14 protein-coding genes are annotated in these 16,963 nt (G+C 60.6%); 2 read left to right on the forward strand and 12 right to left on the reverse strand.

The window, feature by feature from the left end; translation table 11 throughout:
* Positions 1-617 (forward strand): glutathione S-transferase family protein (locus WA943_RS03095; RefSeq protein WP_424468375.1); only part of this gene is annotated, 617 nt, incomplete at its 5' end.
* A gap of 10 nt (positions 618-627) precedes the next feature.
* Here WA943_RS03095 and WA943_RS03100 read toward each other — a convergent pair.
* The 9 genes from WA943_RS03100 to WA943_RS03140 form a co-directional block, all read right to left on the reverse strand.
* Entirely contained in the window at positions 628-2,007 is a 1,380-nt protein-coding gene (locus WA943_RS03100; RefSeq protein ID WP_424468376.1) for a phage head spike fiber domain-containing protein, read from the reverse strand.
* Positions 2,008-2,090: 83 nt separating this feature from the next.
* Positions 2,091-2,885 carry an ABC transporter permease gene (locus tag WA943_RS03105; protein WP_424468377.1) on the reverse strand — a complete coding sequence of 265 codons (795 nt, stop codon included), beginning with the start codon at positions 2,883-2,885 and terminating at the stop codon, positions 2,091-2,093.
* Between the two features lie 10 nt (positions 2,886-2,895).
* The gene (locus WA943_RS03110) at positions 2,896-3,822 is read right to left on the reverse strand and encodes an ABC transporter permease (protein WP_424468378.1); all 927 of its coding nucleotides are present in this window, start codon (positions 3,820-3,822) and stop codon (positions 2,896-2,898) included.
* Positions 3,819-4,976, reverse strand: a complete 1,158-nt coding sequence (locus tag WA943_RS03115) for an ABC transporter substrate-binding protein (RefSeq protein WP_424468379.1) — start codon at positions 4,974-4,976, stop codon at positions 3,819-3,821. Before WA943_RS03115 ends, WA943_RS03110 begins: the two co-directional genes overlap by 4 nt.
* Positions 4,977-4,997: 21 nt before the next feature.
* Positions 4,998-5,993 carry an ABC transporter ATP-binding protein gene (locus tag WA943_RS03120; RefSeq protein ID WP_424468421.1) on the reverse strand — a complete coding sequence of 332 codons (996 nt, stop codon included), beginning with the start codon at positions 5,991-5,993 and terminating at the stop codon, positions 4,998-5,000.
* Between the two features lie 83 nt (positions 5,994-6,076).
* Positions 6,077-7,501: a gamma-aminobutyraldehyde dehydrogenase gene (locus WA943_RS03125; RefSeq protein ID WP_424468380.1), complete on the reverse strand. Its 1,425-nt coding sequence runs from the start codon at positions 7,499-7,501 to the stop codon at positions 6,077-6,079.
* Positions 7,502-7,690: 189 nt separating this feature from the next.
* Positions 7,691-8,611, reverse strand: a complete 921-nt coding sequence (locus WA943_RS03130) for a LysR family transcriptional regulator (protein ID WP_424468381.1) — start codon at positions 8,609-8,611, stop codon at positions 7,691-7,693.
* A 32-nt stretch (positions 8,612-8,643) separates the two neighbouring features.
* Positions 8,644-9,930, reverse strand: coding sequence for a lytic murein transglycosylase (locus tag WA943_RS03135; protein WP_424468382.1), 1,287 nt, complete (start codon positions 9,928-9,930; stop codon positions 8,644-8,646).
* A gap of 80 nt (positions 9,931-10,010) precedes the next feature.
* The gene (locus WA943_RS03140; protein ID WP_424468383.1) at positions 10,011-11,969 is read right to left on the reverse strand and encodes a beta-galactosidase; all 1,959 of its coding nucleotides are present in this window, start codon (positions 11,967-11,969) and stop codon (positions 10,011-10,013) included.
* A gap of 97 nt (positions 11,970-12,066) precedes the next feature.
* On the opposite strand from WA943_RS03140, the gene WA943_RS03145 reads away from it, so the two are divergent.
* Positions 12,067-13,380, forward strand: a complete 1,314-nt coding sequence (locus WA943_RS03145) for an alpha-glucosidase/alpha-galactosidase (protein WP_424468384.1) — start codon at positions 12,067-12,069, stop codon at positions 13,378-13,380.
* 13 nt (positions 13,381-13,393) lie between these two features.
* Here the strand turns inward: WA943_RS03145 and galK are convergent, their stop codons facing one another.
* From galK to rfaE1, 3 genes are read right to left on the reverse strand one after another with little or no spacing between them, the layout of a single operon-like run.
* Complete coding sequence (gene galK / locus WA943_RS03150) at positions 13,394-14,446, reverse strand: galactokinase (RefSeq protein WP_424468385.1); 1,053 nt, start codon at positions 14,444-14,446, stop codon at positions 13,394-13,396.
* Positions 14,443-15,486 (reverse strand): galactose-1-phosphate uridylyltransferase, encoded by a 1,044-nt coding sequence (gene galT, locus WA943_RS03155; protein WP_424468386.1) that lies wholly within the window; start codon positions 15,484-15,486, stop codon positions 14,443-14,445. Before galT ends, galK begins: the two co-directional genes overlap by 4 nt.
* Positions 15,487-15,492: 6 nt before the next feature.
* A complete protein-coding gene (gene rfaE1, locus WA943_RS03160) occupies positions 15,493-16,956 on the reverse strand; it encodes a D-glycero-beta-D-manno-heptose-7-phosphate kinase (RefSeq protein ID WP_424468387.1) in 1,464 nt (487 codons plus the stop codon).
* Between the last annotated feature and the right edge of the window lie 7 nt (positions 16,957-16,963).

Here is a 16,963-nt window from a genome sequence, read left to right on the forward strand (position 1 = left end):
CCCATAAGGGTCTCGACGTCGAAACGCGCCCGGTCGGCTTCACCGAAATTCCCAATATCTGCGGCGGCAAATTCAAGACCGTCCCCATCATCGAAGATGGCGACAAGACGGTCTGCGATAGCTGGGCAATTGCCGACTATCTCGATGCGACCTATCCGGATCGGCCCGCGATTTTCTCGTCGCCGCAAGAACGCGCGATGGCGCGCTTCTTCGATGGCTGGTTCGGCCTCGAAATCATGAACCGCATGTTCAGTCTCTGCGTGCTCGACATCCACAATCATGCACGCCCCGAGGACCAACCCTACTTCCGCCAGAGCCGCGAAAGCCGCCTCGGCGGAAAAACGCTTGAGCAATTCGTCGAAGGACGCGACGCGCGCCTGCCCGAGCTGCGCCACGCCTTGCGCCCGATGCGCGCCGCACTGGCCTCTGCGCCCTTCCTCGGCGGCGACACACCGAACTACGCCGACTATATCGCGCTGGGCGGTTTTCTCTGGGCGAGCGCCATCTGCACGCTGCCGATGCTTGCAGAAGACGACAAGCTCAACGCATGGTTGGCACGCGGCTTCGACCTCTATGGCGGCATCGGCAACGTGCCGCGCTATTCGCTGGTGGCCTAGGGAAACTCAGTCACGCTGCCACCCATGCATCCATTTCGCCGTCGGTCAGCGGGCGGCATATCTGCGCCTGCTTGATGATGCCATTGAGATGGCCGCTCAAATTGTCCGCCTGACCGAGATAGATCGTCGTCAGTGGTGACGGCATCGCACCCGTCACCGCCGACGTGCCGGTACTCACCCCGCCCCCGCTGCGCCGCAGACGATAACTTCCATCGACAAAGCGCGCCGCGACGCGGACATTGCCCGCAGCAACCATCGGCACGCCGATTGTGAAAGGTGTCGCGCCGCCTTTCTTCGTCGCAATCCGCAGCTCGTTCGCAACGCCATCAAGATAGACAGCCTGATGCTCACCCGAGCCACCGGCAATATTGAGCAGACTACGGTTCGTTCCGCTCGCAAGTTCCGACAGGGACATTTCGAAGAGAATTGTATTCCCGCTCGCAAGGCCCGCCGCATCATATCCGTCAAAGGGTTCGCTGCCCGACGCCATTACGCGCACATCGGAGGCGAGGCGCGACGACGTCATTGTGCTTGAGCCTTCACTCACGATCCACGGCGTCGCAAGCCTGCCCGGATGAATATCCATACCGAGCGCTATCACCGTGCCGCCTGATGGGCTCGTATTGTAGGGGCCCATGCCGACGCGAGGGATGTCGCTGAAATTCGGAACCCAGTGAAACGTCGTGCGATATGTCACGCCATCCGGCAGCAGAACCGTCGCAAGGTTCGAAATCGCGCCCGCATCCATCGTGGTCACAATCGGCGCGGCGACATTGCCCGCGACACGGCTGAAAGTTCCCCCGCTTTGATTTTCGAGGAAGACGAGAATATTCCCGCTCGTGCCCAACTGATAGTGAGCGATGACGGTATAGGTGTCGCCGCTTTTGACGGCATTCGGCAGCGTAATGCGCCTATGCCTCGTGTTGGTGGCATCCGAAGAAACAAGCAGCGTACGCGTGAATATCCCCAGCGCCATACCGCCCGCGTCTGAATGAGTGAGCGGCGCCGACGAATTGCTCCAGCCCACCAGAAGGTCGGAATTGCGCACGACGAGCGGCGTCATCTGCCCGCCAATGTAAGCGCCCCGACCCGCAATGGTCGCAAGCTCATTGGCCGCGAATGAGTGATGGATGCCCTGCGCATCGGCCAGCAAATGCGGCGAAGAGCGCAACGTGGCGACCACCGACGCCAGCGGCAACTCTTCGCCGCCACGCATCATCCGCGCATTGAAAAAATCGAGCGCCAGCGCCGCCTTTGCATGCCACCAGCCAAGATGCGGACCCTGCTCACCGCTATCGGGGCTGCCGCCGCGCCAGACCGGCTTTTTGTCCAGCGGCCAGCTCAGCGGGCCAGCCGGTGGAAAACCGGAAAATTTTGAAATCCCGCTCATCGCCCTCTCCCGCATGGATCACGTTCCAGCGGGAGATGGGAGGCATGCCGAGTTTTATAATTGGGGATATCGCTTCGCCCGCTCTATTTCACCATCGGTCCGGCCTGATTGGTGAGGCGATAGGCGAGCAGCACCGGCACAAATGTCAGCGTCATCACGATAAGCACGACCACATTCACCTCCGGCAGCTTCTGGCCAAGCCGTATCGCGCCGAAAATCCAGAGCGGCAGAGTGTTCTGCGCGCCCGCCGTAAACGTCGTCACAATCACTTCGTCGAAGGAGAGCGCGAATGCCAGCAGCGCGCCCGCGACGAGCGACGTTGAAATCATCGGCAAGGTCACACGACGAAACGTCTGCCATCCATCGGCGCCGAGATCCATCGACGCTTCTTCCAGCGATTTGGGCACGCGGCGCAATCGCGCGATGACATTGTTGTAAACGATGACGATGCAGAAGGTCGCGTGGCCGATCACAATCGTCCAGAAGGAAAGCCCAAGTCCCCAGAAGACAAAGAATGAATTGAGCGCCATGCCGGTGATGATGCCCGGCAGCGCAATGGGCAAGACCACCATGAAGGAGACGGCATCCTTGCCGAAAAATTCATATCGGTGCACCGCAAGCGCGGCGGCGGAGCCGAGGAAAACCGCAATGGCGGTCGATAGCAGACCTGCCTTGAGCGACAGAGCGAGCGCCGTCCTGATCTCCTGGTTCTCATAGGCCGACGCAAACCAGCGCAGCGAGAAACCCGCAATCGGCCAGCTCTGAATATTCGATGCGTTAAATGCATAGACAAGAATGATCGCGATCGGGATGAAGAGAAACAGCAGCACGAAAATAACCCATGCCGTCAGTGCGATCCGTGCCGCTCTCGTTTCCATGATCGCCTCCTCACATCACATCGAACGCGCCGGTCCGGCGCGCAAAGGCCAGATAGGCAGCCATGACGACAAGCGGAATGCTCGCATAGGCCGCCGCGAATGGAATATTGTTGGCGATGCCGACATTTGCATAAACGACATTGCCGATGAAATCCGAGCCCGGTCCGCCAACGAGAACCGGCGTGATGTAATCGCCAAGCGTCAGCGAGAAAGTGAAAATCGAACCTGCAATGACGCCGGGAAGCGCCAGCGGCAAAATGACCTTGAAAAATGTGCGCCAGGCCTTCGCACCAAGATCCTGCGAGGCTTCGAACAGCGAATAGGGTATCCGCTCGATTGCCGCATAGATCGGCATGATCATGAACGGCAACCAGATATACGAAAACACGATCCACATCGCCCAGTTCGTATAGCCGATCTCGACACCCTCGAATCCAAGCTGGCGAAGCACCCAGTTGAGCGCGCCGTCATTGGCGAAGATCAAACGCCACGCATAAACGCGCGCGAGATAACTCGACCACAAGGGCACAAGCACAAGGGTGAAAAGCACGACGCGTTGCCGCGGACCGGCAAGTCGCACCATGAAATAGGCGAAAGGAAATGCGAGAATGATATCCGTAATCGTGACCGCCGCCGCCATGAAGATCGTGCGTATCGCGATCCGCCGATAAATATCGCTCGAAACGATCGTCTCAAAATTGGCGAGCGTCCAGGTGCGATCGATCTCGCCGGTGAAGCTGTCCACCGTCCAGAAGGCAGAGATGAAAAGCGCGGCGAGCGCCGCGAGATAAATCAGAATGAACCAGGCAAGTGGCGGCGCGAGCAGAAAACCGGCGCCAATCGCCGGCCTTCTCCACAACGCCGCCGACATACGGCGGATGCCTTTGGAAAAAGCACCCGCCGTCGAGCCGACTGCCGTATCGGAACGGCTGTTCAACCCTTGATCTCCTGCCATTTCTGCTGCCAGGTCGTATAGCTTGTGCAGTCCTTCTTTCCGTTGCTGCAGGTTTCCTGCGGCGTCTTCCAGAATTTGATCTGCTTGATGTAGGTCGTCGCTTCATTGAGATGGTACTTGGCGCAAGAGCCTGCATCGGCCTTGTCCATCGCCTCGCAAGCCTTGAGGTTCGCGGGCGTCTCGCCGAAATAGATCGCCTGTTGCGCCTGCACGTCAGGCGTCGAAACATAAGCCATGAACTTGTAGGCGCAGTTCACATGCTTCGATTTTGCCGAGAGCATCCAGCTATCGGCCCAGCCCGTCGCTCCTTCAACGGGGATCAAATCCGCAACCTTGGAGCCCGCCGCTTTCAGCGTATTGGTCTGATAGGGCCAGGCGGCACCGATGATGACGTCGCCATTCTTGAACAGCTCGATCTCGTCCGACGCCAGCGCCCAGTATTTCTTGACGAGCGGGCGCTGTGTCTTCAACAGCGCGACCACCGCATCAAGCTGCTTCGTATTGAGTTCATACGGGTCGGTGATGCCGAGGCTCGGATCCTTCTTCGACAGATAGAGCGCCGCATCGGCGATCTGGATCGGATTGTCGGGCACACTTACCTTGCCCTTGTATTGCGCATCATAAATCGCGCCCCAGCTTGTCGGCGCGGTCGCCACCTTCTCCGTATTGTAAAGCAACACATTCGGACCCCACTCGTAGGAGAGGCCGTAATGCACGCCCTTCAGCGTGTTGTGCGGCGGCGCTTTCAGATCCGGCACGAAGTTCTCGAAATCGGGAATGAGCTTCACATCGATCGGCTGCACATTGCCGCCAAGAATGAGCCTGAGACTCGCATCGCCCGATGCCGATACGAGATCATACTCAGAGCCGCCGCCCTGCCGCATCAGCGCGACCATTTCATCGGACGAGCCCGCATATTTGCGATTGACGATGCAGCCCGTTTCCTTTTCGAAGGGCTTTATCCACGCATCTTCTGCATAGCCTTCCCAGGCGACAATGTTGAGTGCGCCTTCGCCCGCTCCGATTGTCTTTGGATAATTCGGCGCCGCCGGCTCAGCAAATGCCGAGACGGAAAACGCAACTGCCGTGGCGAGGAGTGCCCCTGTCGCGGCATATCTAGTCACTCTGCTCATCATGGTAATCGTCCCTCCTTGTTTTCACGAAAGTTCAAACAGATTGTCTGGACGCCAAGCAACTTGAACACGCGTGCCCGGCTTCACATGAAGCCAGGCCCCGGACCGATCGACATTTTGACGGACCGCGATCACTTCTATTCCATCGTCAAGCGCCACGACATAGCGCGTGAAATGGCCGACATAGATGATCTCGACGAGCCGTCCCGCTTCTGTGTGAAGCCCGGCCTCGTCGAACAATTCCCCTTCAGGGGCAATACGGATTTTCTCCGGTCGCAAGACGAGACGCTTGCCGCCGCGCCGCAAAATATTCGACGTGCCGACGAAATCCGCGACGAACTCATTGGCCGGCTCTTCGTAAACCTGGATCGGCGTTCCCACCTGAACGATGCGGCCCAGATTGAAGATGGCGATACGGTCGCTCATGGTCAGCGCCTCTTCCTGATCATGCGTCACATAAATGAATGTGATGCCGACTTCGGCCTGAATGCGCTTCAGCTCCGATTCCATTTCCTGCCGCAGCTTCAGATCGAGCGCCCCAAGCGGTTCGTCGAGAAGCAGAACCTTTGGCCGGTTGACGATGGCGCGCGCAAGCCCGACGCGTTGACGCTGCCCACCTGAAAGCTGCGACGGTGCGCGCGCGCCGTAATCGACAAGCCGCACCATCCGCAAAGCCTCTGCGACACGCTCCGTTGTTTCCTCGCGCCCGACGCCTTTTGCCTGCAATCCGTAGGCGATATTCTCCGCAACCGTCATATGCGGAAACAGCGCGTAATCCTGAAACACCGTGTTGATGTCGCGATCATAAGGCGGCAGCCCCGTGACATCGGCGCCGTTCAACTCGATGACGCCGCGATCAGGTTTCTCAAAACCGGCAATGAGCCGAAGCGATGTCGTCTTGCCCGAGCCGGAGGGGCCAAGCAGCGTGAAGAACTCGCCGCGCCGCACCTCCAGATCGACGCCATCGACGGCGATGACGTCCTTATAGGATTTATGAACCGCGGCGAGGCGCACAATCACAGGCGCGACCTCCGCGTCTTTCGCGCTGGCCTGCTGCGATGTATGCACGGTGAAACTGCTCACTGCGTTCTCCGCCCTCGCGTTCAGAATTTCACCATTACGTGGCGTACCACTGAGTAATCTTCCAGCGCATAAGCCGAAAGATCCTTGCCATATCCCGATGATTTCATGCCGCCATGCGGCATTTCATTGGCCAGCATGAAATGCGTATTGACCCAGGTGCAGCCATATTGAAGCCGCGCCGCCGTCGCCATCGCGCGGCTGATGTCGCGTGTCCAGACGGACGAAGCCAGGCCATATTGGGAATCATTCGCCCAGTTGACCGCCTCGTCGGGGTCGCTGAACCGCGTGATCGATACGACCGGCCCGAAGACCTCGCGCTGCACGATCTCATCTTCCTGGCGGGCGCCGACGATGACGGTCGGCTCGTAGAAAAAGCCATTGCCGACACCTGGCTTACCGCCGGTTGTCACTTCTATGTGTTTCAGAACGCGCGCGCGTTCGACAAAGCTCGAAACCCGCGCCCGTTGACGTTCACTGATGATCGGGCCGATCTCGGCGCCTTCCTGATCCGGCCCGCCGAACTTTATCGTCGAGACGGCACTGGTGAGATCGGCGGCGAGCTTGTCGTAAATCTTCGCGCCTGCATAAATGCGGCAAGCCGCCGTGCAGTCCTGACCGGCATTATAATAGCCGAAAGTCCGCACCCCTTCGACCACCGCCTCTATATCGGCATCGTCGAAAACGATAACGGGTGCCTTGCCCCCCAGTTCCAGATGCGTGCGCTTCAGCGTGCCCGTCGCCGCCTCCAGCACCTTGCGGCCCGTCGCAATGTCGCCTGTCAGCGAACTCATATGGACGCCCGGATGCGACACGAGCGGCGCGCCAACCGTGTCGCCGCGCCCAAGCACCAGATTCCAGACGCCTGCCGGGAAAAGTTCGGCCATGACCTCGGCAAGCTTCAGCGCGGTCAGAGGCGTCTGCTCGGAGGGTTTCAGGATCACCACATTGCCCGCGGCAAGGGCTGGCGCGATTTTCCACGCCGCCATCATCAGCGGGTAATTCCAGGGCGCGATCGAGGCGACGACACCAACGGGATCGCGCCGGATCATGCTGGTGAAGCCTGAAAGATACTCCCCCGCCGCACTCCCCGTCATGCAGCGTGCCGCGCCCGCAAAGAAACGGAAGCAATCGACAATCGCCGGGATTTCGTCCTCGAGCACACGATTATAGGGCTTGCCGCAATTCTGGCTTTCAAGCCGCGCAAAGCCTTCCGCATCGGCCTCTATGCGGTCGGCAAGCTTCAGCAGCAGAGCGGAGCGTTCGGCGGGCGTCGTGCGGCCCCAGCTCAGAAAAGCATGCGCCGCGGCAGCCACGGCCTTGTCGATCTGGCTTTTGGAAGCGGAGGGAATTTTGGCGATCGAAGCCCCGGTTGCCGGGTTCAATATCTCCTCGATCGCGCCCTCTCCGGCCACGAACTCGCCGCCAATGAAAAGCTTGGTCTGCATGTAACAGCCCTCCCCTAAAGAGGCCGCCACAAGACCGGAACTCATTCAAAATCAAAAGCTTGCGGACTTTGAACGGTTTCAGGCAAGCAATCTGGCGGACCGTCAAGGAATGCTAGGACAGCGAATAACGAATTGAAAATCGGAAAATCAATAGGGTTCGTTCTGAAAATCAGATAACGGAGCCTCCGCTCACGCACCCGCCCCGCGGCGCCTTGTAGCGGGCGGGCTGTATTCGCGGCACATGTCGAGGAACTGGCTGGCGGTCGGACGAAGCGGCGCGCCGCGCCGCCATACGAGCCCGACATCGACGGTCGGAATGGGATTGGCAAGCTCGCGCGCTTCAAGCCTGTCGCCCTCGAGCGACCAGGGGCGATAGGCCATGTCCGGCAAAGTCGCCAGCCCGACGCCCATGCCGACCAGACTTCTGACCGCCTCGACGGACGCCGTCTTCAGCACGATATTGGGCGTCATGCCCTCTTCCTGCCAATAGGCCGTCGTCGTCTCGATCAGTTCGTCGACGGCAAGCATGATGAGCGGCTCCGTCGCAATATCGCTCAGCGCCAGAACGTTTTGTTGCGTCAGCTCGTGACCGGCCGGAAGCCAGATGCGCCAGGGCGAACGGATCAGAATTTCGGATTCAAGCGCCTGCCGATCCTGCAAATTCGACACGAGCAGCAGCCCGACATCGAGTTCGCCATTCACCAGCAAGTGCTCAAGATATGTGCGCTCGTCCTCGACCACACGCACATCGACCTGCGGGAATACACGGCGATACCGCGCCAGCAGATCGGCGAGGTAGTAGCCCGACACCATATGGGTGACGCCGATATTGAGATCGCCCGACATGGCTTCGGGCCGAACGCTCACCGCTCGCTGCGCATCGGCAACCGCGCCCATGATGCGCCGCGCGTGAAGCACCAGCTGGTGCCCCTCATGCGTCAACCGCACCCCTTTGGCATGGCGTACGAACAGGCTTGCGCCCATTTCATATTCAAGCGCCTGAATGGCCGAGGTGATCGCCGATTGCGAAATCCCAAGCTCCTGCGCCGCGCGAGAGACGGACTCGGTTTCGGCAGCTGCTATGAAATAGCGAATCTGGCGCAGGTTCATGGGCGGACACTATAGCGCAGAACTCCGCCCCGTCACTTCGATCGCATTTTTTCCAGCAACGAGGAGGTGGGATAGCCGTCCGGCGGCAGGCCGACCGACGCCTGATAGGAGCGGATCGCCTTGCGGGTATTGAACCCGATAATGCCATCCGCCTTTCCGTGGTCATAGCCCTTGGCCGTGAGCAGCGCCTGCAATTCCTCGCGTTCGGTACGGGTCAGCGGTCGCTCGTCGAGCGGCCATTGTCCCCTGATCTCGCCCGCACCACGGAAACGGTCGGCAAGCAGGCTGACAGCCAGCGCATATGACGTCGAATTATTATAGACGAGGATCGTCTTGAAATTCTTCAGCACAAGGAAGGCGGGTCCCTTATGCCCGGCGGGCAGGAATAGCGACGCGCCGGACTGCGTGTCGGTCGCAGCAAAGGCCCGCCCGTCGGCACGCTTTAGCCCGAGCTTGCTCCATTCGCCGACCGACTTCGTCACCGACATATCGGACAGCGCATAATCGAAGCCGGAAGGCATCGTCACTTCATAGCCCCAGTTGCCACCGGCCTCCCAGCCCGAGACGGAAAGATATTGCGCGGTCGAGCCGAGCGTATCCGCCGTCGAATGCCAGATGTCTCGACGTCCATCGCCATCGAAATCGACGGCATGCGCGAGATAGGTCGTCGGGATGAACTGCGTCTGCCCCATCGCACCGGCCCATGAGCCGAGCATTTCTTCAGGCTGCACGTCACCGGCTTCGATGATCTTCAGCGCCGCGATAAGCTGCGTCCGCCCGTAAGTCGGGCGGCGGCCCTCAAAGCCCAGCGTCGCCAGCGAACGCACGACACTCTGCGTTCCCATAAAATCGCCGAAATTCGATTCCAGCCCCCAGATGGACACGATCACATGCCGATCGACGCCATAGGCCTTTTCCAGCCGGTCGAGCAGATACTTGTTCTCGGCAAGCAGCGCGCGGCCGCGCTCCACGCGCTTTTCTGACAGTGCGCCCTTGAGATATTCCCATACGGGCTTCACGAATTCCGGCTGGTTCTGATCCGCCGCCACGACACTGTCGTCCGGCGCCACACCTGCCAGGGCGCGGTTGAACGTCTGCGGCTTGATCCCCTCCTTCATCGCCTCGATCCGAAACTCCGTCAGCCAATCGGCAAAACGCTGATTGTCGGCATTGACCGGCGGCGCCATGGGCTTGCGCGTTTCAGGCACGCGCACATGCGTGCCCGCATCGGCGCAACCCGAAAGCAAAAGACCAAACAGCGTCACGGTTGCGCCGGCGGCAAGTTGAACGAAGCGGCGGCGGGGATAGGCGATCGTCATAAGGGCAAAGCTCCAACGCAAACAGTTACCCAAGCTAACATGCCGGGCCAAAAAGTCGCGAGGCGAGCTTGCATCTCTGGTTAATGCCGCCCACGCGCCACCGCGACGCCGCCGACATCGAGAAGACGCTCGCCAAGCACAAGCTCACCACCCAGAAGTGCCGTCGCATCGACAGGCTCTGGACCATAGTTGAAGACGAAGCGGTAATCCCCCCTAACCCTCGTCCGCAACCCCGTCGGTAATGCCTCGACGCTCAATCCGGCTTCACGGGCCAGACGCACAATCAGCTGTTCAAGAAACACCGCATCCGGCGACCCTGCGAGATAATAGGCGCGGTCTTTCCGCGTCAGCGCCGGATGCCCGTCGCCCGTCCGCGCCACGACCTCTGCCTCGCCGGTCACAAATTCACGCCAGCGGTCGAACTTGTGCGGCTCGTTGTCATAGAGAACGGGCACGGCTGCATAGCTGCGGAAACTCTCGGCGCGCGTGACCTTTATCCCCAGCAACCCAGCAAGCGGGCCGGGCGCAAGGTTCTCGGGAATATGATGCGAGCGCGTGCGGCTCCCCGTGCGTGGCATGACAAGAAGAGTGCCTTGAAAGGCACTGAGCGACGCCGCGAGTTTTTCGGGCACATAGGGCATCGACGGGACTATGGCGAAGGCATAAGCGGACAAATCCGCATCCGGCCCGACAATGTCGATGTCGAGCCCCAGCCCGCGCAAGCTCCGATAAATCGTGAAGACCTGCTCGATATAGGAAAAATTCTGTCCCTGCGGCTGGACGCGCAACAGCCACTGCGCCTCATAGGAATAGACAATCGCGACCCGCGCCTGTGCCGGTTTGCCGAGCGCGCCGAGATGCGCCAATTCGCGGGAAAGCTGCTGCACTTCGAAATAGGCGCGGTCGGGTTCGTTGTTCGGCAGGTTGAGCCCGGCGTGAAACTGCTCCTGCGCGAAGGGTGCCTGACGCCAGCGGAAATAGGCGACCATCTCCGCCCCATGCGCGAAGCCTTCCATGCCCCAGAGCCGCACGAGGCCCGGCAGCGCATCGGTATTATAGGCCGCCCAGTTCACCGGCCCCGGCTGCTGCTCCATGATGCCGAAACGTCCCCGCCCTGTGCCGCGATAAAGATCGTGGTGAAAGGCCTGCATGTCGGGATCGCCCGTCCGCGCGTAAGCCGCCTTGTGCTTCGGGTCGGCAGGAAAGACATCCAGACTGCCGAGCGGGTAGGAATCCCATGTCGCGATGTCCATGTCCTTCATCACCTCGTAGTGATCGAAATCAACATGGAAGGTCATGAAGTTGTGGAGAATGTCGCGCCCCGGCGACAAGACGCGGATCACCTCCGTCTGCACTTGATTGAAGGCGCGCACCTGATCGGACGAATAGCGCTCGAAGTCGGCGCGATGCGACGGGTTCGTTTCGGTGACAGCGCCCGTCGGAAGATCGATCTCGGAGAAATCCCGATACTCCATGCTCCAGAACACATTGCCCCAGGCCTCGTTCAGCGCCGCGACTGTGCCGTAACGCTCTTTCAGCCAATGACGAAAGCCGAGCGCGGCGCTGCTGGAATAAGATCGCACCGTGTTGTGGCATCCATATTCATTGTCGGTCTGCCAGGCGACGACGGCCGGATGTTGTCCGAACTGCTCGGCAAGCGCGCCGACGATCCGCGCGCATTCCCGCCGATAACCGATATGAGAAAAACAATAATGCCGCCGCGAGCCGAAACCGCGAACGCGGTCATGATGATCGACGGCAAGCATGTCCGGCATGGAATCGACGAGCCATTTGGGCGGCGTCGCCGTCGGCGTACCCAGAATGACGCCGAGCCCCGCCTCATGCAGCGTGTCGATCGCGCGCGCGAGCCAGTCGAACTCATAGCGGCCCGGATCGGGCTCAAGCCGCGACCAGGCGAACTCGCCGATGCGAACCCGCGAAATCCCCGCCTCGCGCATGCGCCGCGCATCGTCCGCCCACATCGCCTCCGGCCAATGCTCCGGGTAATAGCAAACCCCGATTGCGACATCGCTCGCCATGTTTTCTCCCCCTGAATGACGCCTCCAAAGTTGGCCGTAATTGACGAGCCGCGCAAGCTGGCCGATGCTCATGCCCTTGTTGTCTGGGGGAAAACGCGTGACCAAAGTCTGCCTGATCGGTGCCGGTAGCACGGTGTTCATGAAGAACCTCGTCGGCGATATTCTGTTGAACGACATATTCGCCGATTGCGAGATCGCTCTTCACGACATAGACGAGGCGCGCCTGAAGACCTCGCGCATCGTCGCGGACAAGATTGCTTCTGCCCTCGACGTCACGCCGAAAATCACCGCGACCACGAACCGCCGCGACGCGCTGAAAGGTTCGGACTTCGTCATCGTGATGATCCAGGTTGCGGGCTTCAAGCCCGGCACCGTCATCGACTTCGAAATTCCGAAGAAATACGGCCTCCGTCAGACCATCGCCGACACGCTGGGCATCGGCGGCATCATGCGTGGCCTTCGCACTGTCCCCGTGCTGCTCGATATTGCAAACGACATGCGCGAGCTCTGTCCCAAGGCGCTGATGCTGCAATATGTGAACCCCATGGCGATCAATTGCTGGGCACTGTCGAAGCTCGCGCCCGACATTGCCCATGTCGGCCTCTGCCATTCGGTGCAGGGCACGGCTTACGAACTCGCGCAGGATCTTGGCGTGAACTACAAGGACATTCGCTATCAATGCGCGGGCATAAATCACATGTCCTTCTATACGCGCTTTGAGAAATTGAATGCCGACGGGACGCGCGAAGACCTTTATCCCCGTCTGAAGCAGATCGCAGCGGAGGGCCGCGAACCCGCCGCGAACAAAGTGCGCTACGAAGTGCTGCGCCGCACCGGCTATTTCGTCACGGAATCAAGCGAGCATTTCGCGGAGTATGTGCCCTGGTTCATCAAGCGCGACCGGCCCGACCTGATCGAGAAGTTCAACATTCCGCTTGATGAATATATCCGCCGCTGCGAAGAGCAGATCGCGGCATGGGAAGCGCAGGAGCGTGACTTCATCGGCGCGAACAAGATCGACGTGCGTTTCTCCGGCGAATATGGCGCGCGGATCATGCGCGCAGTCGTCACCGGCAAGCCGACAACGATCAATGGCAATGTCGCGAACCGCGGCCTGATCGACAACCTGCCCGACGGCGCCTGCGTGGAAGTGCCCTGCCTCGTTGACAGCAACGGCATCACGCCGACACGGGCGGGCGCTATCCCGCCGCATCTCGCGGCACTCATGCAGACGAACATCAATGTGCAGGCGCTGACCGTCGAGGCGCTGGCGACCGGCAAACGCGAGCATATCTATCATGCCGCCATGCTCGACCCGCACGTCGCGGCAGAGCTATCGCTCGATCAGATATGGCACATGGTCGACGATCTGATCGAAGCGCATGGCGACTGGCTGCCGAAATTCCACTAGGCCACCCGCCGCATTAAAGCTGAACGGCCCAGGCTTTCGGGTTTTCCGCCTGCACGCGCGCCCACCAGCGCTCGGCCTCGCCCGGCGCAATGAGTGCAACGATGCAGCCGCCGAAACCCGCCCCGGTCAGCCGCGCGCCGAAAGCGCCCGCCGCGATGGCAGTCTCGACCAAACGGTCGAGCGCCGATGTGGATACTTCATAGTCTCTGGCAAGCGAGAGATGGCTCTCCACCATAAGATCGCCGAACTGAAGCGCATCCGCCGAGCGGAGCGCCTCGACGGCTGCCAGCACTCGCGCATTTTCACTCACCACATGACGCGCGCGACTGGCGATCTCCGCATCGTCAATCCCTGCCACGGCCTCCACCGTCGCATCCCGCAGAGACACCAGACCGAGTAACCGCGCCGCAGCCTCAACGGACGCCCGACGTGCATTGTAGGCACCATCGACAAGCCGTCGCTCCTGCCCACAATGGATCACGGCAAAGCGGAATGACGGCGGCACGGCGACGAGCCGCCCTTCATTCACGCGGCAATCGAGAAGCAGCGCCTCGCCGGGACGGCCAACCGCGCATGCCATCTGATCGAGTATGCCGCATTGAACGCCGCAATAGATGTTCTCCGCCGCCTGCGCTGCCCGAGCGATGTCGGCATCGCTCATCTCCGCACCGAGCAATGACAATGCGGCGCGTATGACAGCTACCTCCAACGCCGCTGAAGATGAAACACCCGCGCCCTGCGGCACATCCGAGCGAACCAGAACCTCGACAGGCGGCAACACAAACCCGCGCTTTGCCAGTTCCGCAATCGGCCCAGCGACATAATCCGTCCAGTCGCCGCGCGGCGGGCCCGCCGGATCGAACTCTTTCGTTTCTCCATTGGTGAGACTCGCCGCGCGGAAACGCGATGCCCGCGCCATCGCCACCCGCGTCTCATGCGCAAGCGGCATCGGCAAGCAGAAGCCTTCCGCATAATCGGTATGATCGCCAATGAGATTGACCCGGCCGGGCGCCGCGCCTTCGGCCTCCGGCTCTCTGCCAAAGAGGCGTTGAAAATCGTCCCTCATGCGCTCGCCGCCCGAAGCCTGCGCGCCGCTTCCTCCGGCAGCACATCGACAAGAAATACGCCCGCGCCCTGCTCCACACCTGCGAGATATTTGAGCTTGTTCGTGTCGCGCCGAAAGGGATGAATTTCAATCGTCATGTGAAACGTATCCTCAAATCCTTGAGGCGCTGTCTGCACAGTGAGGATATAGGGCATGGGCGCATCGAAAAGCGCATCGAGCCTGCGCATGGCGTCGCCAAGCGCTTGAGCCAGATCGCTGCGCTCCGTATCCGTCAACTCGTCAGGCGACGCAACCCGGCGGCGTGGTGCCAGCCAGACTTCATAAGGATACATGGCGAAGGGCGGCACGAAGGAAAGCGCCGCCTGCCCCGCTCGCAATATCAGCGCCGGATCGAGTGTCTCGATCAGTTGCGCGATCAGCGGCGCTTCGGCCTGCGCCTTCGCCGCTCGGGCAAGCTGCGCCGGAAGAAAGGAGAAAGCATAAATCTGGCCATGCGGATGATGCAGCGTGACGCCGATTTCCTCGCCCCGGTTTTCAAACGGCAGCACGGCCACAAAACCCATATCCCGCAGCACCTTGACGCGCGCGCCCCAGACTTCAATCAGCAGCTCCAGCCGCTCGTCGGAAAGCCCCGCAAGGCTCGACCGATGATCCGGGGAATAGACAATGACTTCGCATCGTCCGCCCGCCTGCGCGAGCGTCAGTCCGCGAATGGCATCAGGCATTTCCGCATCGGCACTAAACGCCGGAAAACGATTTTCAAAAACTGCGATCTCGAAATCGGAAAAGGGGATTTCTCCTATGCGCCCCGCCTGAGAGACGCAAAGCGGACACTCCGCCGCTTGCGGAAGAAACGTCCGCGCCTGCCTTGCCCCTGCATAGGCGACCCATTCCTGCCTGAGTGGATGCCATCGCAAATGCGAACGGCCGGCCGGTGCCGCTTCAAGTTCAGGCCCGGCAATGCCTTGATGCGGTGCGCGCCCGTAAAGCAGAAGCTCTCGTCCGTCCGCCTTTTCATGCCGATGAACGAAAAGCGACATGACTGTCTAACTGTTCATTTTTTCGACGGTCTTCGTCGTGCTGAAGCCCGGAACGAGATCGATGATTTCAACGCGGCCACCATAGGACTGCACGAAATCCGCGCCGACAATCGTCTCGACGGTGTAATCCCCGCCCTTGATGAGAACATCGGGACGCAGCATCTCGATCAACTCGCGCGGCGTGTCTTCCTCAAACAGCACCACGAGATCGACATTGGACATCGAGCCAAGCACCGTCGCGCGCGCCACATCGGGTTGAATGGGCCGTGTCGGTCCCTTGAGCCGCGTCACCGAGGCATCGCTATTGAGCCCGACGACAAGCCGGTCGCAAAGGCTGCGCGCCTGAGCGAGCAGCGCGACATGGCCCGGATGCAGAAGATCGAAACAACCATTGGTGAAGCCCACACGCAAACCGCGCCTGCGCCATGCGGCTGTAATATCCTGCGCGCCGTGCTGCGTCGCCACTTTCTGGTCGATGGAGGTGAACTTGCGTTCACGCAGCTTCGCAGCCAGCTCGTCGCGATAGACAACCGCCGTACCCACCTTGCCGACGACAAGCCCGGCCGCGGCATTGGCAAGACCCGCTGCGTCGACAAGAGGCAGGCCCGCAGCGAGAGCAGCGGCAAGCGTCGAGACAACCGTGTCGCCAGCGCCCGATACGTCGAAAACTTCGCGCGCCTCGGCGGGCAGATGCGTCACCGTGCCGTCATCGACGATCACGCTCATGCCTTCCTGGCTGCGCGTCACGAGCACAGACGAGATGCCACATTGTTCGGTGAGTTCACGCGCCGCCGCAACGATGGAGCCTTCATCGGCGAGAATATGACCCGTCGCCTCCGCCAGCTCGCGGCGGTTCGGCGTGATGACGCTGGCGCCTCGATAACGCGCATAATTGCGCCCCTTGGGGTCGACAACGACAGGAATGCCGAGATCACGCGCCTCTTCGATGGCCGCACGACAAACCGCAGCCGTCAGCACGCCCTTGCCGTAGTCAGACAAAACGAGCACCTGCGAGGCAGGCAACAGAGCCCTGATATGACCGAGCAATTCTTCCTGCCGCGCGAGGCTTAAAGGCGCCACCGTCTCGTGATCGGCGCGCAGCATCTGCTGGTTCATCGCGACGTAGCGCGTCTTGACGGTCGAGCGCCTCGTCGCTTCCGTCACGAGGCGAGCCTGAGTTTGCGGAAGCGCATTGAGCATATCCGCGATTTCCGCACCCGCTTCATCGGGGCCGACAACGCTGATGAATGAGACACGGGCGCCGAGAGCCGCAAGATTGCGCACGACATTGCCCGCGCCGCCAAGCATGGCGCGCTCTTCATTGACCTTCAAAACAGGGATCGGCGCTTCCGGCGACACACGCTCAACATCGCCATAGACGTAGCGGTCGAGCATGACGTCGCCAACGCAGAGAATGCGCGTATCGCGAAGACGCTCAGCCTCACCGGCAAGGCGTTGCTTGTAACTCATGCGTTAA

This window comes from Parvibaculum sp. (assembly GCF_049651025.1).
Lineage (GTDB): Bacteria > Pseudomonadota > Alphaproteobacteria > Parvibaculales > Parvibaculaceae > Parvibaculum.